Origin of the sequence: Streptomyces qinglanensis, from assembly GCF_900111245.1 — a bacterium.
GTDB lineage: Bacteria > Actinomycetota > Actinomycetes > Streptomycetales > Streptomycetaceae > Streptomyces > Streptomyces qinglanensis.
Window position 1 is genome coordinate 137,465 of the sequence record NZ_FOGO01000019.1, and the last position, 15,410, is coordinate 152,874.

General features: G+C 73.6%; 12 protein-coding genes. 3 read left to right on the forward strand and 9 right to left on the reverse strand.

Translation table 11 applies throughout. The features are described from left to right. Nucleotides 1-2 precede the first annotated feature (2 nt). A complete protein-coding gene (locus BMX65_RS29425; protein ID WP_075003398.1) occupies nt 3-908 on the forward strand; it encodes a hypothetical protein in 906 nt (301 codons plus the stop codon). An 89-nt stretch (nt 909-997) separates the two neighbouring features. On the opposite strand, the gene BMX65_RS29430 is transcribed toward BMX65_RS29425, so the two are convergent. The 3 genes from BMX65_RS29430 to BMX65_RS29440 are packed head-to-tail and all read right to left on the reverse strand — an operon-like array spanning nt 998 to nt 3,006. Further along, on the reverse strand, nt 998-1,303 hold the full coding sequence (locus tag BMX65_RS29430; protein WP_075003399.1) for an AzlD domain-containing protein: 306 nt from the start codon (nt 1,301-1,303) through the stop codon (nt 998-1,000). Further along, nucleotides 1,300-2,136 carry an AzlC family ABC transporter permease gene (locus BMX65_RS29435; protein ID WP_107437616.1) on the reverse strand — a complete coding sequence of 279 codons (837 nt, stop codon included), beginning with the start codon at nt 2,134-2,136 and terminating at the stop codon, nt 1,300-1,302. Before BMX65_RS29435 ends, BMX65_RS29430 begins: the two co-directional genes overlap by 4 nt. A gap of 24 nt (nt 2,137-2,160) precedes the next feature. Next, nucleotides 2,161-3,006: an AraC family transcriptional regulator gene (locus BMX65_RS29440; RefSeq protein ID WP_075003400.1), complete on the reverse strand. Its 846-nt coding sequence runs from the start codon at nt 3,004-3,006 to the stop codon at nt 2,161-2,163. 160 nt (nt 3,007-3,166) lie between these two features. On the opposite strand from BMX65_RS29440, the gene BMX65_RS29445 reads away from it, so the two are divergent. After that, nucleotides 3,167-7,969, forward strand: a complete 4,803-nt coding sequence (locus tag BMX65_RS29445; RefSeq protein WP_239501930.1) for an Lhr family ATP-dependent helicase — start codon at nt 3,167-3,169, stop codon at nt 7,967-7,969. A 90-nt stretch (nt 7,970-8,059) separates the two neighbouring features. On the opposite strand, the gene BMX65_RS29450 is transcribed toward BMX65_RS29445, so the two are convergent. Then, on the reverse strand, nt 8,060-8,656 hold the full coding sequence (locus BMX65_RS29450) for a MarR family winged helix-turn-helix transcriptional regulator (RefSeq protein ID WP_079172139.1): 597 nt from the start codon (nt 8,654-8,656) through the stop codon (nt 8,060-8,062). A 171-nt stretch (nt 8,657-8,827) separates the two neighbouring features. Here BMX65_RS29450 and BMX65_RS29455 point away from each other — a divergent pair, with 171 nt between their 5' ends. Continuing rightward, nucleotides 8,828-9,673: a DNA-formamidopyrimidine glycosylase family protein gene (locus BMX65_RS29455; RefSeq protein WP_075003402.1), complete on the forward strand. Its 846-nt coding sequence runs from the start codon at nt 8,828-8,830 to the stop codon at nt 9,671-9,673. 1,156 nt (nt 9,674-10,829) lie between these two features. Here BMX65_RS29455 and BMX65_RS29465 read toward each other — a convergent pair. The 5 genes from BMX65_RS29465 to BMX65_RS29485 form a co-directional block, all read right to left on the reverse strand. After that, nucleotides 10,830-11,210 carry a helix-turn-helix domain-containing protein gene (locus tag BMX65_RS29465; protein ID WP_019360111.1) on the reverse strand — a complete coding sequence of 127 codons (381 nt, stop codon included), beginning with the start codon at nt 11,208-11,210 and terminating at the stop codon, nt 10,830-10,832. Nucleotides 11,211-11,340: 130 nt separating this feature from the next. Then, nucleotides 11,341-11,928, reverse strand: a complete 588-nt coding sequence (locus BMX65_RS29470) for a CinA family protein (RefSeq protein ID WP_075003404.1) — start codon at nt 11,926-11,928, stop codon at nt 11,341-11,343. Next, on the reverse strand, nt 11,925-12,746 hold the full coding sequence (gene pgsA / locus BMX65_RS29475) for a CDP-diacylglycerol--glycerol-3-phosphate 3-phosphatidyltransferase (RefSeq protein ID WP_079172140.1): 822 nt from the start codon (nt 12,744-12,746) through the stop codon (nt 11,925-11,927). Before pgsA ends, BMX65_RS29470 begins: the two co-directional genes overlap by 4 nt. After that, nucleotides 12,743-14,362 (reverse strand): 30S ribosomal protein S12 methylthiotransferase RimO, encoded by a 1,620-nt coding sequence (gene rimO / locus BMX65_RS29480; RefSeq protein ID WP_075003405.1) that lies wholly within the window; start codon nt 14,360-14,362, stop codon nt 12,743-12,745. Before rimO ends, pgsA begins: the two co-directional genes overlap by 4 nt. Nucleotides 14,363-14,488: 126 nt before the next feature. Further along, a complete protein-coding gene (locus BMX65_RS29485; protein WP_075003406.1) occupies nt 14,489-15,283 on the reverse strand; it encodes a helix-turn-helix domain-containing protein in 795 nt (264 codons plus the stop codon). Nucleotides 15,284-15,410 lie beyond the last annotated feature (127 nt).

The following is a 15,410-nucleotide window of genomic DNA, read 5'->3' on the forward strand; positions in this document are numbered from 1 at the left end:
GAATGGCTCCCTGTGGATCGGTCCTCTCCCGTGCGGAGAACTTCATCTGGCTGACGGCGCGCGTCCTGGAGCAGCGCCGATTCGCGTACGACTTCCTGGACGGCGATCCGGGCGCCGTCGAGACGGCCCTCGACGCCTACCGCAACAGCGACGGCGGCTACGGCCACGCACTCGACCCCGATCTGCGCGGCCCGGTGAGCCAGCCGCTGCACACCGCCGCCGCCGTGCGGATCCTGGACAGCATCGGGCGCTGTGCCGGGCAGCGGGTGGAGCGCATCGGCCGCTATCTGACAGCGGTCTCCACCCCTGAGGGTGCGCTGCCCGCCGTGCACCCCTCGCTGCGCGGCTGTCCGGCAGCGCCCTGGTTCCCGGTCGTGGACACCCCGCCGGGCGACCTGCTGGCCACCGGCCCGGTGGTCGGCGCCCTGCACCGCAACAACGTGTGGCACGCGTGGCTGTTCCGCGCGACGGACTACTGCTGGAGCGCCGTCGAGTCCCTGGGCAAGACCCATCCGTACGAGGTACGAGCGGCGCTCGCCTTCCTGGAGGGTGTACCCGACCGGCCCCGTGCCGAGGCCGCCGCGGAGCGTCTGGGGACGCTGGTGCGCGAGCAGCGCCTCGTCGTGACCGACCCGGACCGCAGGGCGGACCTCCCGCTCCCCTCGGGGTATGCGCCGGGCGAGTACCACTATCCGACCGACTTCGCGCGTGCTCCCCGCTCGCCCGCCCGCCGCTGGTTCTCCGACGTGGAGCTGGAGCGGGCACTGGACCATCTGGTCGGCCGCCAGCGGGACGACGGCGGCTGGGACCTCGACCGGCACCACTGGGCACCGGGGACTGCGCTGGAGGGACGTCCACGGGTCACGCTGGAGGCGCTGCACACGCTGCGGGCCTACGGCCGGCTGTGAGCACACTCCCGGCGGCTCGTCCTCCGGTGCGGCGCCGCGAGGACGCGGGCCGGATCACGCGGGCCGCCGGGATCCGCGGACGGGGTGCCCTAACCCAGCGCCCGTACGCCTGCCGTGACCAGCACCGCGGCGGCGACGACCACCAGGAACGGCGCCCGCAGCGCCAGCGCGGCAGCGGCAGCGGCGAGCCCGGCGGCGCGGGCGTCGAGCACCAGCGACACCTGGTCGGCGAAGGTCTGCTGCGCGATCAGTGCCGCGAGCAGCGCGACGGGCAGCAGCCCGGCCAGTCGCTGGACCAGGGGCCGCTCCAGCACTCCCGCAGGCACCGAGAGGCCGAGCAGCTTCACCAGGTAGCAGCCGAGGGCTGTGGCCCCTATGGCGATCCACACGCTCACCGTGCCTCCTCGGTCGTGGTCCGCTCCGCTTCCCGCGCCGCCCGCCGACGGGGCAGCGTTCTGCCGTGCACCAGCAGCACGAGGGGTGCCGCCAGCGCGGCGGCCAGCACCGGCACCCCGGCAGGCAGCACCGGCAGCAGCCCGAGTCCCAGGGCGACGGCGAGAGCTGCTGTCGCCCGCTCCGAGCCGGTGCGGAGCATGGGCGCCAGCAGGGCGAGGAAGGCCGCGGGGCCGGCCGCGTCCAGGCCCCAGGTGTCCGTGTCGCCCAAGGCGCCGGCGCCCAGCGCGCCGATCAGGGTGGTGAGGTTCCACAGCACGAACAGCGTCGCCCCGGTGACGGTGAAACCGAGCCGGACCGCGTGCTGTCCGCGCTGCGCCAGGGCGACGGCCGAGGTCTCGTCGATCACCCAGTGCGCGGCGGCCAGTCGCACACTGCCGCGCAGCCCCAGCAGCCGGGAGAGCCGCAGCCCGTAGAAGGCGTTCCGGAAGCTGAGGAAGAAGGCACCGGCAGCGGCGGTCAGGGGCCCGCCTCCGGCGGCGAGCGCGCCGACGAGGGCGAACTGCGAGGCGCCGGTGAAGACGAACAGGCTCAGGGCGCAGGTCTGGGCGAGGGAGACGCCCGCGCCGGCGGCCGTCACGCCGAAGGCGAACCCGGAGAGACCGACCGCGACGCCGACGCCCAGTGCGTCCCGTACGACGGCTCGGTCGTCGCGCCCGCCGTGCGGGCTCTCCGCTGCGGCCTCGCCCGGCGCGCTCGGTATGCCGGTGGTTTCCGGGGGTGCGGAGGCGCCCGGCGCCTCCGGTTGGTCGAGGGTTTCTCTCTGCTGTGGCACGCGGTCACGTTAGGGAACCGGAGTTCATCCGTTCTTGTACGTTCTTGCACGCCCCCGCCGGTAGGCGCCGGGCGGTACGCCGATGATCCGCCCGAAGTGCCGTGTCAGGTGGGACTGGTCGGTGAAGCCGACGGCCGTGGCCGTCTCCGCGAGTGGCAGCCCCGCGTCCAGCAGGGTGCGTGCCCGGTGCACGCGCGCGTCCGTCAGCCAGGTGTGCGGCGGCATCCCGTACATCCGGCGGAAGGCGCGCAGCAGGGCGAAGGGGCTGGTCCCCAGTTCGGCGGCGAGGCTCTCCAGAGTGGGCGGGTCGGCCATCCGCTCTTCCAGCACCGCGCGGGCCCGCAGCGCGTACCGGGCGCCCGCGAGGCGGACCGGGCGTTCGGGCAGCACGCCGCCGTGCAGTGTCAGCAGCCGGGCGACCACCGCGTGCAGGTGGGTGTCGGCGGCGAGCGCGTCGCCCTCGCCGAGCGCCCGGTGCACGGCCCGCACCTGGTGGGCCGAGACCGGGTCGTCGGCAGCCGCGACGGTGAACCCGGGGGTGCCCCGGAGGCTGGTGGTCTCGGCCGCGATCCGGGCGACCAGGGCGGCGTCGGGGTAGAGCACCTCGTAGGACCAGCCCTCGGGCGTCCCGGCGTGCCCGGTGTGCATCGTGTCCGGGTTGATCAGCGCCATTCCTCCGGCGCCCACCCGGTGCACGCGGCCGCCGTGGTGGAACGCCTCCACCCCGTCGGTGATGGCGGCCAGCACATAGGTCTCGTGCGTGTGCCGGGCGAACGTCTTGCGGATGTAGCGCGCCCGCAGCAGGTCCACTCCCGGCAGCTTCGGCGACTGCCAGTAGTGCGCCTTCTCCTCCCGCGTCATGTCCCCCATTGTCCTCCGTTCCGATGCTCCGATGACCGGATGCTCCGATGAGCGGAGGCTGGGTCGGCTTCGGCGCCGCTCTTCCGGGCGCCCCCGGGCGCCCCCCCCCCCCGGAGCCGCCGGGCGCGGTCCCGGGCCGGTGTCAGTGCCGTGCTGCACGATGGGAACCATGGGTCGGACATCGGCGCTGGACGCCTTCTCACCGGCGACCCGTGCATGGTTCACGGGTGCCTTCAGCGAGCCCACCGCCGCGCAGGAGGGCGCCTGGCGTGCGCTGGCTGAGGAGTCGGACGCGCTCGTGGTGGCACCGACCGGCTCGGGCAAGACGCTCGCGGCCTTCCTCGCCTCGCTGGACGCGCTGGCCGCCGCTCCGCCGCCCGCCGACCCGCTCAAGCGCTGCCGTGTGCTGTACGTGTCGCCACTGAAGGCGCTCGCGGTCGATGTCGAACGCAATCTGCGCAGCCCCCTCACGGGTATCCGGCAGGAGTCGCTGCGGCTGGGGCTGCCCGAGCCGGAGATCCGGGTCGGGATCCGTTCCGGCGACACTCCCGCGACCGAGCGCAGAGCGCTCGCCCGGCGCCCGCCGGACATTCTGATCACCACCCCCGAGTCGCTGTTCCTGATGCTGACCTCCGGCGCCCGGGAAACGCTCTCCGGCGTCGGGACGGTGATCCTCGACGAGGTGCACGCGGTGGCGGGCACCAAGCGGGGTGCGCACCTGGCGCTCTCCCTGGAGCGGCTCGACGAACTGCTGGACGCCCCCGCGCGCCGGATCGGCCTGTCGGCCACCGTGCGGCCGGTGGACGAGGTGGCCCGCTTCCTCTCGCCCCGCAGGAACGCCGCGATCGTGCAGCCACCCTCGGGCAAGCGGTTCGACCTCTCGGTCGTGGTGCCCGTCGAGGACATGGGCGAGCTGGGAGGTTCCCCCGCGCAGGACGCCTCCGGAGCCGCGGGCGGTGGCCCCGGGGGCGGGGACACACCGTCGATCTGGCCCTCGGTGGAGGAGCGGATCACCGATCTCATCCAGGAGCACCGCTCCACCATCGTCTTCGCCAACTCACGGCGGCTGGCCGAGCGGCTGTGCAACCGGCTGAACGAGATCGCCTACGAGCGCGCCACGGGCGAGCCCATGCCCGAGGACCACTCGCCGGCCGAGCTGATGGGCAACGCGGGCGCCGTCACCGGAGCACCCGCGCTGCTAGCCCGGGCGCACCACGGCTCGGTCTCCAAGGAGCAGCGCTCCCAGGTCGAGGAGGATCTGAAGGCGGGCAGGCTGCCGGCCGTGGTGGCCACCTCCAGTCTGGAGCTGGGGATCGACATGGGAGCCGTCGATCTCGTGATCCAGGTGGAGTCGCCGCCCTCGGTAGCTTCGGGGCTGCAGCGGGTGGGCCGGGCGGGCCACCAGGTGGGCGCGGTCTCGGCGGGAGTGGTCTTCCCCAAGTACCGGGGCGATCTGGTGCAGTCCGCCGTGGTCACCGAGCGGATGCGCGAGGGCGCCATCGAGGCGCTGCGCATCCCCGCCAACCCCCTGGACGTCCTCGCCCAGCAGATCGTCGCGATGGTCTCGGTGGACACCTGGAACGTGGACGAGCTGCTGGCTCTGGTGCGGCGGGCGGCGCCGTTCGCCGCGCTTCCGGAATCCGCCTACACCTCGGTGCTGGACATGCTGGCGGGGCGGTACCCCTCGGACGCCTTCGCGGAGCTGCGCCCGCGCCTGGTGTGGGACCGGGTGGCGGGGACGCTCAGCGGCCGTCCGGGCGCCCAGCGGCTGGCCGTCACCTCCGGCGGCACCATCCCGGACCGGGGGCTGTTCGGGGTGTTCCTGGCCGGAACCGACCCCAAGAAGGGCGGCGGCCGCGTCGGGGAGCTGGACGAGGAGATGGTCTACGAGTCCCGGGTGGGTGATGTCTTCACCCTCGGGACGACGACCTGGCGGATCGAGGACATCACCCGGGACCGGGTACTCGTCACTCCCGCGCCCGGGGTGCCGGGCCGGCTGCCGTTCTGGCGCGGCGACCAGTTGGGCAGACCGCTGGAGCTGGGCCGGGCGCTGGGCGCCTTCCTGCGGGAGGTCGGCTCGCTCTCCCGCGAGCAGGCGGAGCAGCGGCTGGCGGCCTCCGGGATGGACACGCTGGCGATCGGCAATCTGCTGGCCTACCTGAGCGAGCAGCGCGAGGCCGCGGGGCACGTCCCGGACGACCGGACGATCGTCGTCGAGCGCTTCCGCGACGAGCTGGGCGACTGGCGCATCGTGGTGCACTCGCCGTTCGGCGCCCAGGTGCACGCGCCCTGGGCGCTGGCCATCGGCGCCCGGCTGGCGGAGCGGTACGGCATGGACGCGCAGGTGATGCACGCCGACGACGGCCTGGTGCTGCGGCTGCCGGACGCGGAGCTGATGGACCCCGGCCTGTTCGACGGGGAGGCGCGCCCGCCGCGCACGCCCGCGCAGGAAGCCCCGGCCGACCAGGACGAGCCCCCGCTGGGCGTCGGCGACGTCCTCTTCGACAAGGGCGAGGTCGAGCAGACCGTCACCGACCAGGTGGGCAATTCGGCCCTGTTCGCGGCCCGCTTCCGGGAGTGCGCCTCGCGCGCCCTGCTGCTGCCGCGCCGCAGCCCGGGCAGACGCACGCCCCTGTGGCAGCAGCGCCAGCGGGCGTCCCAACTCCTCCAAGTGGCTGCCGAGTTCGGCTCCTTCCCGATCGTCCTGGAGGCGGTGCGCGAGTGCCTCCAGGACGTGTTCGACGTGCCGGGGCTCACGGAGCTGATGGGCGACATCGAGGCCCGCCGGGTGCGCGTGGTCGAGGTCACCACGCCGGAGCCGTCACCGTTCGCCCGGTCGCTGCTGTTCGGTTACGTCGCCCAGTATCTGTACGAGGGCGACTCGCCGCTGGCCGAGCGGCGGGCCGCCGCGCTCTCCCTGGACTCCCGACTGCTGTCGGAGCTGCTGGGCCAGGCGGAGCTGCGGGAACTGCTGGACGCCGACGTGCTGGTCGAGCTGGAGCGGGAACTCCAGTGGCGTACCGAGGACCGCCGCCTCAAGGACGTGGAGGGTGTGGCCGACCTGCTGCGGCTGCTGGGCCCGCTCACCCCGGACGAGTTGGCGGAACGCGGCGCCGAGCCGGGCTGGGCGGCAGAGTTGGAGAAGGCCCGCCGCGCCGTCCGGGTACGGATCGCGGGCCGGGACCACTGGGCGGCGATCGAGGACGCGGGACGGTTGCGGGACGCGCTCGGGGTGGCACTGCCCGTCGGGGTTCCCGAAGCCTTCACCGAGCCGGTGGCGGACCCGCTGGGCGACCTGCTCTCGCGCTACGCCCGCACGCACGGCCCGTTCACCTCCGCCGCGGCTGCGGACCGCTTCGGGCTCGGGACCGCCGTCGCGGACGGTGCGCTGCACCGGCTGGCGGCCGGTGGCCGGCTGGTGCAGGGCGAGTTCCACCCCTCGGGGATCGGACAGGAGTGGTGCGACGCCGGGGTGCTGCGCAGGCTGCGGCGCCGTTCGCTGGCGGCGCTGCGCCAGGAGTTGGAGCCGGTCGCCCCGCAGTCGCTGGCCGCTTTTCTGCCGCAGTGGCAGCATGTGCGCACCAACAGCCTGCGGGGTGTGGAGGGGCTGCTGCGCACAGTGGAGCAGTTGCAGGGGGCGCCTGTTCCGGCGTCCGCGCTGGAGAAGCTGGTGCTGCCCGGCAGAGTCGCGGACTACGCGCCGCCCATGCTGGACGAGCTGACCGCCTCGGGGGAGGTCGTCTGGGCGGGTGCGGGAGCGCTGCCCGGCAAGGACGGCTGGATCTCGCTGCTGCCGGCCGACGCCGCCCCGCTGCTGCTGCCCACCCCGCATCCGCTGGAACTGACTCCGGTGCACCAGGCGGTGCTGACCGCGCTGGAAGGGGGCTACGGGCTGTTCTTCCGGCAGATCGCCGAGCGCGCGCGGGCCGCCCATCCGGAGTCGACCGATCCACAGCTCACGGAGGCGCTGTGGGATCTCGTGTGGTCGGGGAGGGTCACCGGTGACACGCTCGCACCGCTGCGCGCGCTGCTGGGCTCGGGGCGTACGGCCGGCTCGACGGCGCACCGCGCGAAGCGGCCCACCCCGCGCGGGCGCTACGGCTCGTTCACGGCGGCAGCAATCGCCGCGGGCAGCGGTGCGGGCCGCCGCGGCCCGGGGCGCGCACCGGCAGCCGCGCCACCGACCGTAGCCGGACGCTGGTCGCTGCTGCCCGCCGCGGAGAGCGACCCCACGCACCGGGCGCACGCGCTGGCACGCACCCTGCTGGACCGGCACGGGGTGGTCACGCGGGGCGCGGTGGCCGCCGAGGGCGTCGAGGGCGGGTTCTCGGCCGCGTACCGGGTGCTGTCCGCCTTCGAGGAGAGCGGGCAGGCGCGGCGCGGCTACGTGGTCGAGGGACTGGGCGCCGCGCAGTTCGCCATGGACGGCGCGGTGGACAGACTGCGCGCGGTCAGCACAGCCCGGGAGCGGGAGGGCGGCGTCCCCGGCGCGTACGGCGGCCCGCGCGGAGGCAGTGCCCGTGCGGCATCGGGTGCGCTGGTGCTGGCGGCCGCCGACCCGGCGAACGCCTACGGTGCCGCCCTGCCCTGGCCGCCGCCGCCAGCCGGTGCCACCCACAAGCCAGGACGAAAGGCGGGCGCACTGGTCGTGCTGGTCGACGGCGCGCTGACCCTCTACGTCGAACGCGGCGGGAAGACGCTGCTGGCCTGGGCTCGGGATCCCGCGGCGCCGGAGGGCGCCCCGGGTGAGCCCGCGGGCGCGTCGGCCCCGGAAACCGCGGACCGACCCGACTCCGCGCAGGTGGTGGCGGCCGTCGAGGCGCTCGCCGAGGCAGCGCGCCGGGGCGCGCTCGGTACGGTCACGGTGGAGCGGGTCAACGGCACGGCAGCGCTGTCGTCACCGTTGAGCCCCGCCCTGGAGGCCGCGGGGTTCCATCCGACCCCGCGCGGACTGCGGCTGCGCGCGAGATAGCCGTGCGCCGTCGGCGGGACGACGCTGTCCCACCCGGCCCCTGGTGCCGGCGCCGTCCGCCCCGGAAACCGCGCGGCGGGTGGTCACTCGTCACTCCTGACCGGATGCCCCGGAGGACTCGCTGTCGGAGCGGGTCGCCAGCATGATCTGCCGGAGAAGGCCGGCGAGCAGTCGCTGTTCGTGCCAGTCGAGGACGCCGAACAGGCGACGCTCCTCCTCGGCTGCCGTCTCGATGGCGGCCAGCCACACGGAGCGCCCCTCGTCGGTGAGGACGACTTGCGGGGAGGGGCCACCGGAGGCGGTGCGGGCCACGAGGTCCCGCTGCTCCAGCACGTCCAACAGCTCGGACACGGCGTTGGGCGCCGCGCCGAGATCGACGGCGAGCCCGGTGAGGTCCGCCTGCCCGCTGTTCCCGGCAAGGAGGTGCAGGACTTCGTGCTCCTCCCGCCGCAGTCCGCACTCCGCCAGCGCCCGCTCCCCCGACCGCCGCAGGTGGTCGGCGAGGTACTGCATCCGGGTGACGGCGCCCTCGACATGGCGGTTGAGGTCGGGCAGCACCGGCTGCCAGCGGTCCAGATGGTCCTCGACCCAGTCCCGCGCGCCCTCCAGCGCGTCCCTCTGCTCGGCCTCGGCCTCTCCGTCCACGTCGAGCGCGTCGTGCTGTCGTTGGTATCCCCACTGCCCCATGGCCCTGGATCGTATCCCGTGATCGTCCGGCACTTCCCGCCGCTCTCCCCCGCTTCCGTCGCCGGCTCCTGCAACCATGGGCATATGTCCCAGGGAGCCGGGATGGCGCAGGTTGCCGGAAGGCCGGGAATGTCGTGGAAGCCGTGGAAGCCGCGGAAGGAGTGACGGCCGATGCCCGAGGGGGACACCGTCTGGCGCACCGCGCACGCGCTGCATTCGGCGCTGGCGGGACAGGCGCTGGTCCGCACGGATTTCCGGGTGCCCAGGATGGCGACGGTCGATCTGTCGGGCCGGATGCTGCTGGATGTCACTCCGCGCGGCAAACACCTGCTGATGCGCGTCGAGGGCGGCTTGACGGTGCACTCCCATCTGGGCATGGAGGGTGCGTGGCGGATCAGGGCAGACCCGCCGGGCCACACCGACCCGCTCAGAGGTTTCGGCCCCGGCCACCAGATCCGTGCGCTCCTGGCCACCGGTTCGCACACTGCCGCCGGGATCCGGCTCCCCGTACTGGAACTGGTACGCACCTCGGCGGAGTTCACGGTGGTCGGCCATCTGGGTCCCGATCTGCTCGGCCCCGACTGGGACGCGGCCGAAGCCGAACGGCGGCTGCTCCAGGACCCGGCGCGCCCGCTGGTCGAGGCACTGCTCGACCAGCGCAACCTGGCGGGTGTCGGCAACGTCTACGCGGCCGAGTTGTGCTTTCTCGCCCGCACTTCGCCCTGGACCCCGGTGGGCTCGCTGCCCGCGGGGCTGTCGGCCCGCTTGGTCGGCGCCGCCAAGCGGCTGCTGGAGGCCAACAAGGACCGGCTCCGCCGCCGCACCACCAACAGCCCGCGGCCGGACCGCGGTCTGGCGGTCTACGGCCGCGGGAACCGCCCGTGCCACCGCTGCGGCACCCCGATCCGCACCGGCTCCCACGGACCGCCCGACCGCGTCCGCACCGTCTGGTACTGCCCGCACTGCCAGCCGACGCCCGGGGACGCCGGACAAGGAGCACGATCCAGCGGTACTTGACGTCCCGTCAACTCGCAGGCGACCTCGTCGGACCGCGGGCCTCTGGTACTCGCGGTACCTGATGGACGACCGGAACGGCAGGGCCGCCCTGGGTGACCTCGCTTCCGGCGGCAGCGTCCGCACAGCGCCTCAGCGCACTGTGCGGACCGCGGTGAGAAGGAACGGCGCACACAGCGGAACTGATCACGCAGGAGGGCGGACGGCCCTCGGCACGCCTGGAGGGACTCATCCGACCGCGCGGAGACCACCGAATCCGCGGCGGCAGCTCCACGCCGGCCCCGGAACGGCTTCGCACCGCCGCGCCGTGGGCACACTGCGGCACCGCCGGGAGGTCCGGAGGCACCGGCCCACGTCCTCGCTGCCGGCTTCGGCGGCCTCCGCGCTCCCGCCGCGAAACGGACCGGGGCGGTCGGATCCTGCGCGCGTGCGCCCAGTACGCCGTATCCGGCGTCCGGCCTCTCGCCTGTCACGACCGGGCGGATCCTGCGCTTCCTCGGCCGGGTCGCCCTGCCGGGGCAGCCCGCCGGGCGTCCGCACGCTCCCGAGCCGGGCGCGCTCGCGCCACGTGCACGGGCAGTACGCTCAACCCCCATCCCCCCGCCGTCACCGACGCCTCCACCGGACCGCCCTCCCCTGCGGCCACCCGCCATATCGCGCACAGCCAGCCGAGGGCACAGGCACTCCCGAGTGCCCAGCGACACCGCAGCAACGGGCGCACAGCCGACATGCCGCCACCTCCCGCGACGACGTCCAGGCCGCATGGGGCGGAGTGCCGCGCACAGCGGTGCGGACGGGCCGTCGACGAAATCGAGAACATCGCCCGAGAACATCGCCATCGTCCCGCACCCCGGGCGACCCCGCGACCACAGCACGTCGTCGTACCCGGGAGGCACGATCTCGCAGCGTGCAGCGTGATGCCCGGCAGGAGCCCGCCCCCGGCCCGCTCCGGGCGCGGTACGGGGCCCGGAAGGAGCTGCCCGTGGCTCGGGCCCGGGCGACGGGGACCGCCACGGGCGCGGCCGGCCCCGGTACACACGAAGGCCCCGCCGGAAGAGTCCGGCGGGGCCTGTCGTTCCACATCTCACCCGGCTGCCGCGTCCCGCGCACCGCACGGAACCCCGGCAGCGGCGTACGCAGCCACGATCGCCACCCGGCGTCAGGCAGCGACCACGTCCACGGCCTCTGTCGGCGCCTTGATCGTGACGCGCTCCTCGGGCACCCCGGTGACCGAGGTAACGGACAGCGGGTTGAGCACCGGCCGCATCGGGGCGGGCACGGCGTCGCTCGCCGCGGACTCGGCCAGCTCAGCGAGCGCCAGCTCGTCGCTGACCTCCCGCATCAGCTCGGACATCCGCACATCGAGGGCGTCACAGATCGATGAGAGCAGCTCGGACGAGGCTTCCTTCTGGCCGCGCTCGACCTCGGAGAGGTATCCGAGCGAGACCCTGGCGGACGATGAGACTTCGCGCAGGGTGCGACCCTGGCGTTGGCGCTGCCGACGCAGCACGTCACCCAACAGGCGACGGAGCAGAATCATCGGTGCTCCTCCCTCTCAACGCGCGGCGTCTTCCACAGCCTGTATCGGGACGGCCAGTTGGCCCCGACTCCTTCAGGCTCCACCGTACCGCCTCGGCAGGCGGCCGTGCGGGGAGCGATGTCGTGTTCACTCAGGGCTGCAAACATCCATTCCCCCCGCTCTGTTCCCTATCCTGCCCTCCGGCATTTTCGATCAGTTCGTCGTAGAGCAGCTCCAGCGCTCCTCGAACACTCTCCGTGCGAATCCCGGCACGCTCACGTTCCTCGGCTGTCGCACCGCCGCCGGCGGCCGGCTCACCGCTCCGGCCGACCGCCAACCGCAGCTTCCGCGCCACTGCCGGCGACCCGGGAGCGGCGACGGCGACGTACACCGTTCCGACCGGTTGCCCGTCCTGGGGGTCGGGCCCGGCCACGCCCGTGGTGGCGAGGCCCCAGTCGGCGCCGAGCACCGTGCGTACCCCGTGCGCCATCCGACGCGCGACCTCGGCGTCGACAGCACCCCGCTCCTCAAGGAGTGCCCCGTCCACACCGAGTACATCCCTCTTGAGCGCGGTCGCATACGCGGTCACCGAACCACGGAAGACCCGTGAGGCGCCTGGGACGCCGGTGATCTCGGCCGCGACCAGTCCTCCGGTCAGCGACTCCGCCACTGCGAGCGTCTGGCCCCGCTCGGCGAGCAGCGCCAGCACGCCACCAGCCCGGGAATCCGCCTGCGTCAGGACCGCTCACCTCCGGTGTCTTCTTCGCTGCCGGCATTCTGCGCCTTCCCCGGGTTCCCGGAGCTACCCGCGTCCTCCGCGTCGGCACCCGCTGCGCTCTCACCGTGCGCAGCGTCCTCGCCGTCCTCCGGCCCGCTCCCGGCCGGGGGCGATGCGCTTGCCGCCGGGGACGACGCACTCCCGTCCGCCTCCGCGGCCAGTCCGGCCCGGCGCAGCACGACGGCCTGGCGTACGTAGTCGAGACCGGTGACGACGGTGAGGACGACGGCCACCCCCATCACCCACCAGCGCGCGGTGGCCAGCGGACCGGTCAGCGCCAGCACGTACATGCCGACGGCGACGCCCTGGGCGAGCGTCTTCATCTTGCCGCCGCGGCTGGCCGGGATGACCCCGTGCCTGATCACCCAGAAGCGCATCAGGGTGATGCCCAGCTCGCGGAAGAGGATCACGCCGGTGACCCACCACGGCAGGTCCGAAAGGGCGGAGAGGCAGATCAGCGCCGCTCCCATGATCGCCTTGTCCGCTATGGGATCGGCGATCTTCCCGAAGTCGGTGACGAGGTTGTAGCGGCGCGCCAGCTCCCCGTCGAACAGGTCGGTGATCATGGCGATGGTGAACGCGGCCCAGGCGAACGAGCGCCAGGCCGGGTCGTGACCGCCGTTCGCGACCATGAGCAGCACGAACCCGGGCACCAGCAGGAGCCGCACCATGGTCAGGATGTTCGCGATGTTCCACAGGCTCACAGGGCGTACCGTGCTCGCCGCCGCCGGTTTGGGTACGGTGCCACGCCGGGCCGCGGAGGCCGGGACTCCGGTCATCTGCCGGCCTCCTCCCCGACGGGGAGCAGGCCGGCGCCCGCCGGGCGGGCGGCCGGGGCGGTGCCGTGCCCCGCGGGGGCGGCCGTGAGGGGCTCCGCGACCAGGTCCACGCCCTCGGCCGCGACGACCCGCGCCTCGACCATCCGGCCCACCGGCACCCGGTCCGCCGCCGGGACCGGGCCGGACGCGTCCGGCCGCACCAGACGTACCTGGCCGTCGGTCTCCGGCGCCTGGTGCGCACCGCGCCCGAGCGGCCCGTCCTCCTCGTCGTGGGTCTCGACCAGCACCTGGACGGTCTCCCCCACCCGCTCCTCGGCACGCTGGGCGGTCAGCTCCTCGGCGAGCCTGGACATGCGTGCGAGCCGCTCGGCGACCTCGTCCGGATCCACCTTGTCCGCGTACCCGGCAGCCTCGGTGCCGTCCTCGTCCGAGTACCCGAACACCCCGATCGCGTCGAGACGCGCTTCGGTCAGGAAGCGCTCAAGCTCCGCCACGTCCTGCTCACTCTCGCCGGGGAAGCCGACGATGAAGTTCGACCGGGCACCCGCCTGCGGAGCCCTCGTACGGATCTCCTCCAGCAGCCCGAGGAAGCGCTCGGTGTCGCCGAAGCGCCGCATCGCGCGCAGCACGCCCGGCGCCGAATGCTGGAAGGACAGGTCGAAGTAGGGAGCGACCTTCTCGGTACCGGTGAGCACGTCGATCAGTCCGGGCCGCATCTCGGCCGGCTGGAGGTAGCTCACCCGCACCCGTTCGATGCCCTCGACGGCGGCCAGCTCCAGCAGCAGCGTCTCCAGCAGCCTGATGTCCCCCAGGTCCTTCCCGTAGGAAGTGTTGTTCTCGGAGACCAGCATGATCTCCCGGACACCCTGCTCGGCGAGCCATCTGGTCTCCGTGAGCACGTCCGCCGGGCGGCGCGAGATGAACGAGCCGCGGAAGGACGGAATGGCGCAGAAGGAGCACCGGCGGTCGCAGCCGGAGGCGAGTTTGACGGAGGCGACGGGGCTGCTGCCCAGCCGCCGCCGCAGCGGCGCGCGCGGCCCCGAGGCCGGCGCGACGCCCTCGGGGAGGTCTGTGGGCGCGGACTCGGCAGCCTCGGCGGCGCTCTGCTCCGCGGTCGCTCCGGCGGCTCCCGCGGCCCCGTGCCCGGGCAGTGCGACTGCGGCACCCTGGCGCTCGGCCGGGCTCACGGGCAGCAGCTTGCGCCGGTCGCGCGGGACGTGCGGCGCGTGCACTCCGCCGCCCAGGATGGTGCGGAGCCGGTCGGAGATGTCTGTGTAGTCGTCGAATCCGAGGACCCCGTCCGCCTCGGGCAGCGCCTCGGCCAGCTCCTTGCCGTACCGCTCGGCCATGCAGCCCACGGCCACCACGGCCTGGGTTCTGCCCTCGCCCTCCCTGGCTGCGTTCTTGAGGTCGTTGGCCTCCAGCAGCGCGTCTACGGAGTCCTTCTTGGCGGCCTCGACGAAACCGCAGGTGTTGACGACGGCGACATCGGCGGCGGCGGCATCCTCGACGAGATCCCAGCCATCCGCCGCCAGGCGGCCTGCGAGCTCTTCCGAGTCCACCTCGTTACGGGCGCAGCCGAGAGTGACAAGGGCGACGGTACGGCGTTCGGGCATGGGCTCAGCCTACTTTGTCCCTCCGGCACCATCCGCCGCCAGGTTGCGACCGCGCAGCTCACCGGTACGGGCGCAGCGCCCCACCCGGCGGCGGGCCCGCGCCGGGCCCCGCTGCACGAGCGCTGGTCAGCCCGCTTCGGGGTCGCCCCGGGTGTAGCTGAGCCGCTGCACCTGGCCGACCTCGCCCGCGTGCTCCACCTGCTTGCCGTTGACGTACAGCTTCACGCCTCCGGCGTTGCCCAGCACGAGGTCGAGCCGCTTGTCGTCGGTGAGGGTCTTGGACTGCCCCTCCTTGAGCACGCCTTCGTGGATCAGTCGCCCGTTGTGGTCCTTCGCGGAGACCCAGCTGTTCCCCTTCTCCGCGGTCATCCGGACGGTGACCTTGTCGGCGGGCGCCCCGGCGATGGCACTCTCGGACGGCTTGGGGTCGCTCTTCCTGGAGGGCGAGGGGTCCGCGGAGGGCTTCCCCGACGGTGCCTCCTCCGCGGCCTGCTTGCCGGAGTCCTCGCCACCGCCGCCGCCGACGAGAGTGAAACCGACGAAACCGACCACCGCGACGATGGCGGCGACCATCGCGGCCGTCCAGTTCGGCCTGCGGGGCTCCGGACGGATGCGCTCCGCCTCGAACAGGGTCGCGGGCGGCGTGGGCTCGGGACGGCCGCCGTGTTCCTCGTCGTACTGCGCGACCAGGGCGTCGCCGTCGAGGCCGACCGCGCGTGCCAGGGTACGGAGGTGACCGCGCGCGTACACGTCTCCGCCGCACCGGGAGTAGTCGTCCTGTTCGATCGCCTGCACGATCGGGACACGCACCCGGGTGGCGGTACTGACCTCTTCCACGGTCAGCCGTGCGTCGATGCGGGCCTGCTGGAGGGCTCGACCGACCGGGGGCCGGTCCTCTTCGGGGGAGTTGCCGATGGACACGGGGGCGCCTTTCGAGCGTGTAGCCACCTGCTGGAGGTTCAGTCTAGGGGCGGAGCAAAAGGGTGGGGCAAGCGGGCGGAGCAAGTTTGTACGCCATATGTATGGCGTACGAATGACCGAGCTGCGC

What these genes read in the sequence shown, in the direction of transcription:
- BMX65_RS29425 (WP_075003398.1), top strand. Translation starts at nt 3, where the DNA reads ATGGCTCCCTGTGGATCGGTCCTCTCCCGTGCGGAGAACTTCATCTGG.
- BMX65_RS29440 (WP_075003400.1), bottom strand. Translation starts at nt 3,006, where the DNA reads ATGGGGGACATGACGCGGGAGGAGAAGGCGCACTACTGGCAGTCGCCG.
- BMX65_RS29445 (WP_239501930.1), top strand. Translation starts at nt 3,167, where the DNA reads ATGGGTCGGACATCGGCGCTGGACGCCTTCTCACCGGCGACCCGTGCA.
- BMX65_RS29450 (WP_079172139.1), bottom strand. Translation starts at nt 8,656, where the DNA reads ATGGGGCAGTGGGGATACCAACGACAGCACGACGCGCTCGACGTGGAC.
- BMX65_RS29455 (WP_075003402.1), top strand. Translation starts at nt 8,828, where the DNA reads ATGCCCGAGGGGGACACCGTCTGGCGCACCGCGCACGCGCTGCATTCG.
- BMX65_RS29465 (WP_019360111.1), bottom strand. Translation starts at nt 11,210, where the DNA reads ATGATTCTGCTCCGTCGCCTGTTGGGTGACGTGCTGCGTCGGCAGCGC.
- pgsA (WP_079172140.1), bottom strand. Translation starts at nt 12,746, where the DNA reads ATGACCGGAGTCCCGGCCTCCGCGGCCCGGCGTGGCACCGTACCCAAA.
- rimO (WP_075003405.1), bottom strand. Translation starts at nt 14,362, where the DNA reads ATGCCCGAACGCCGTACCGTCGCCCTTGTCACTCTCGGCTGCGCCCGT.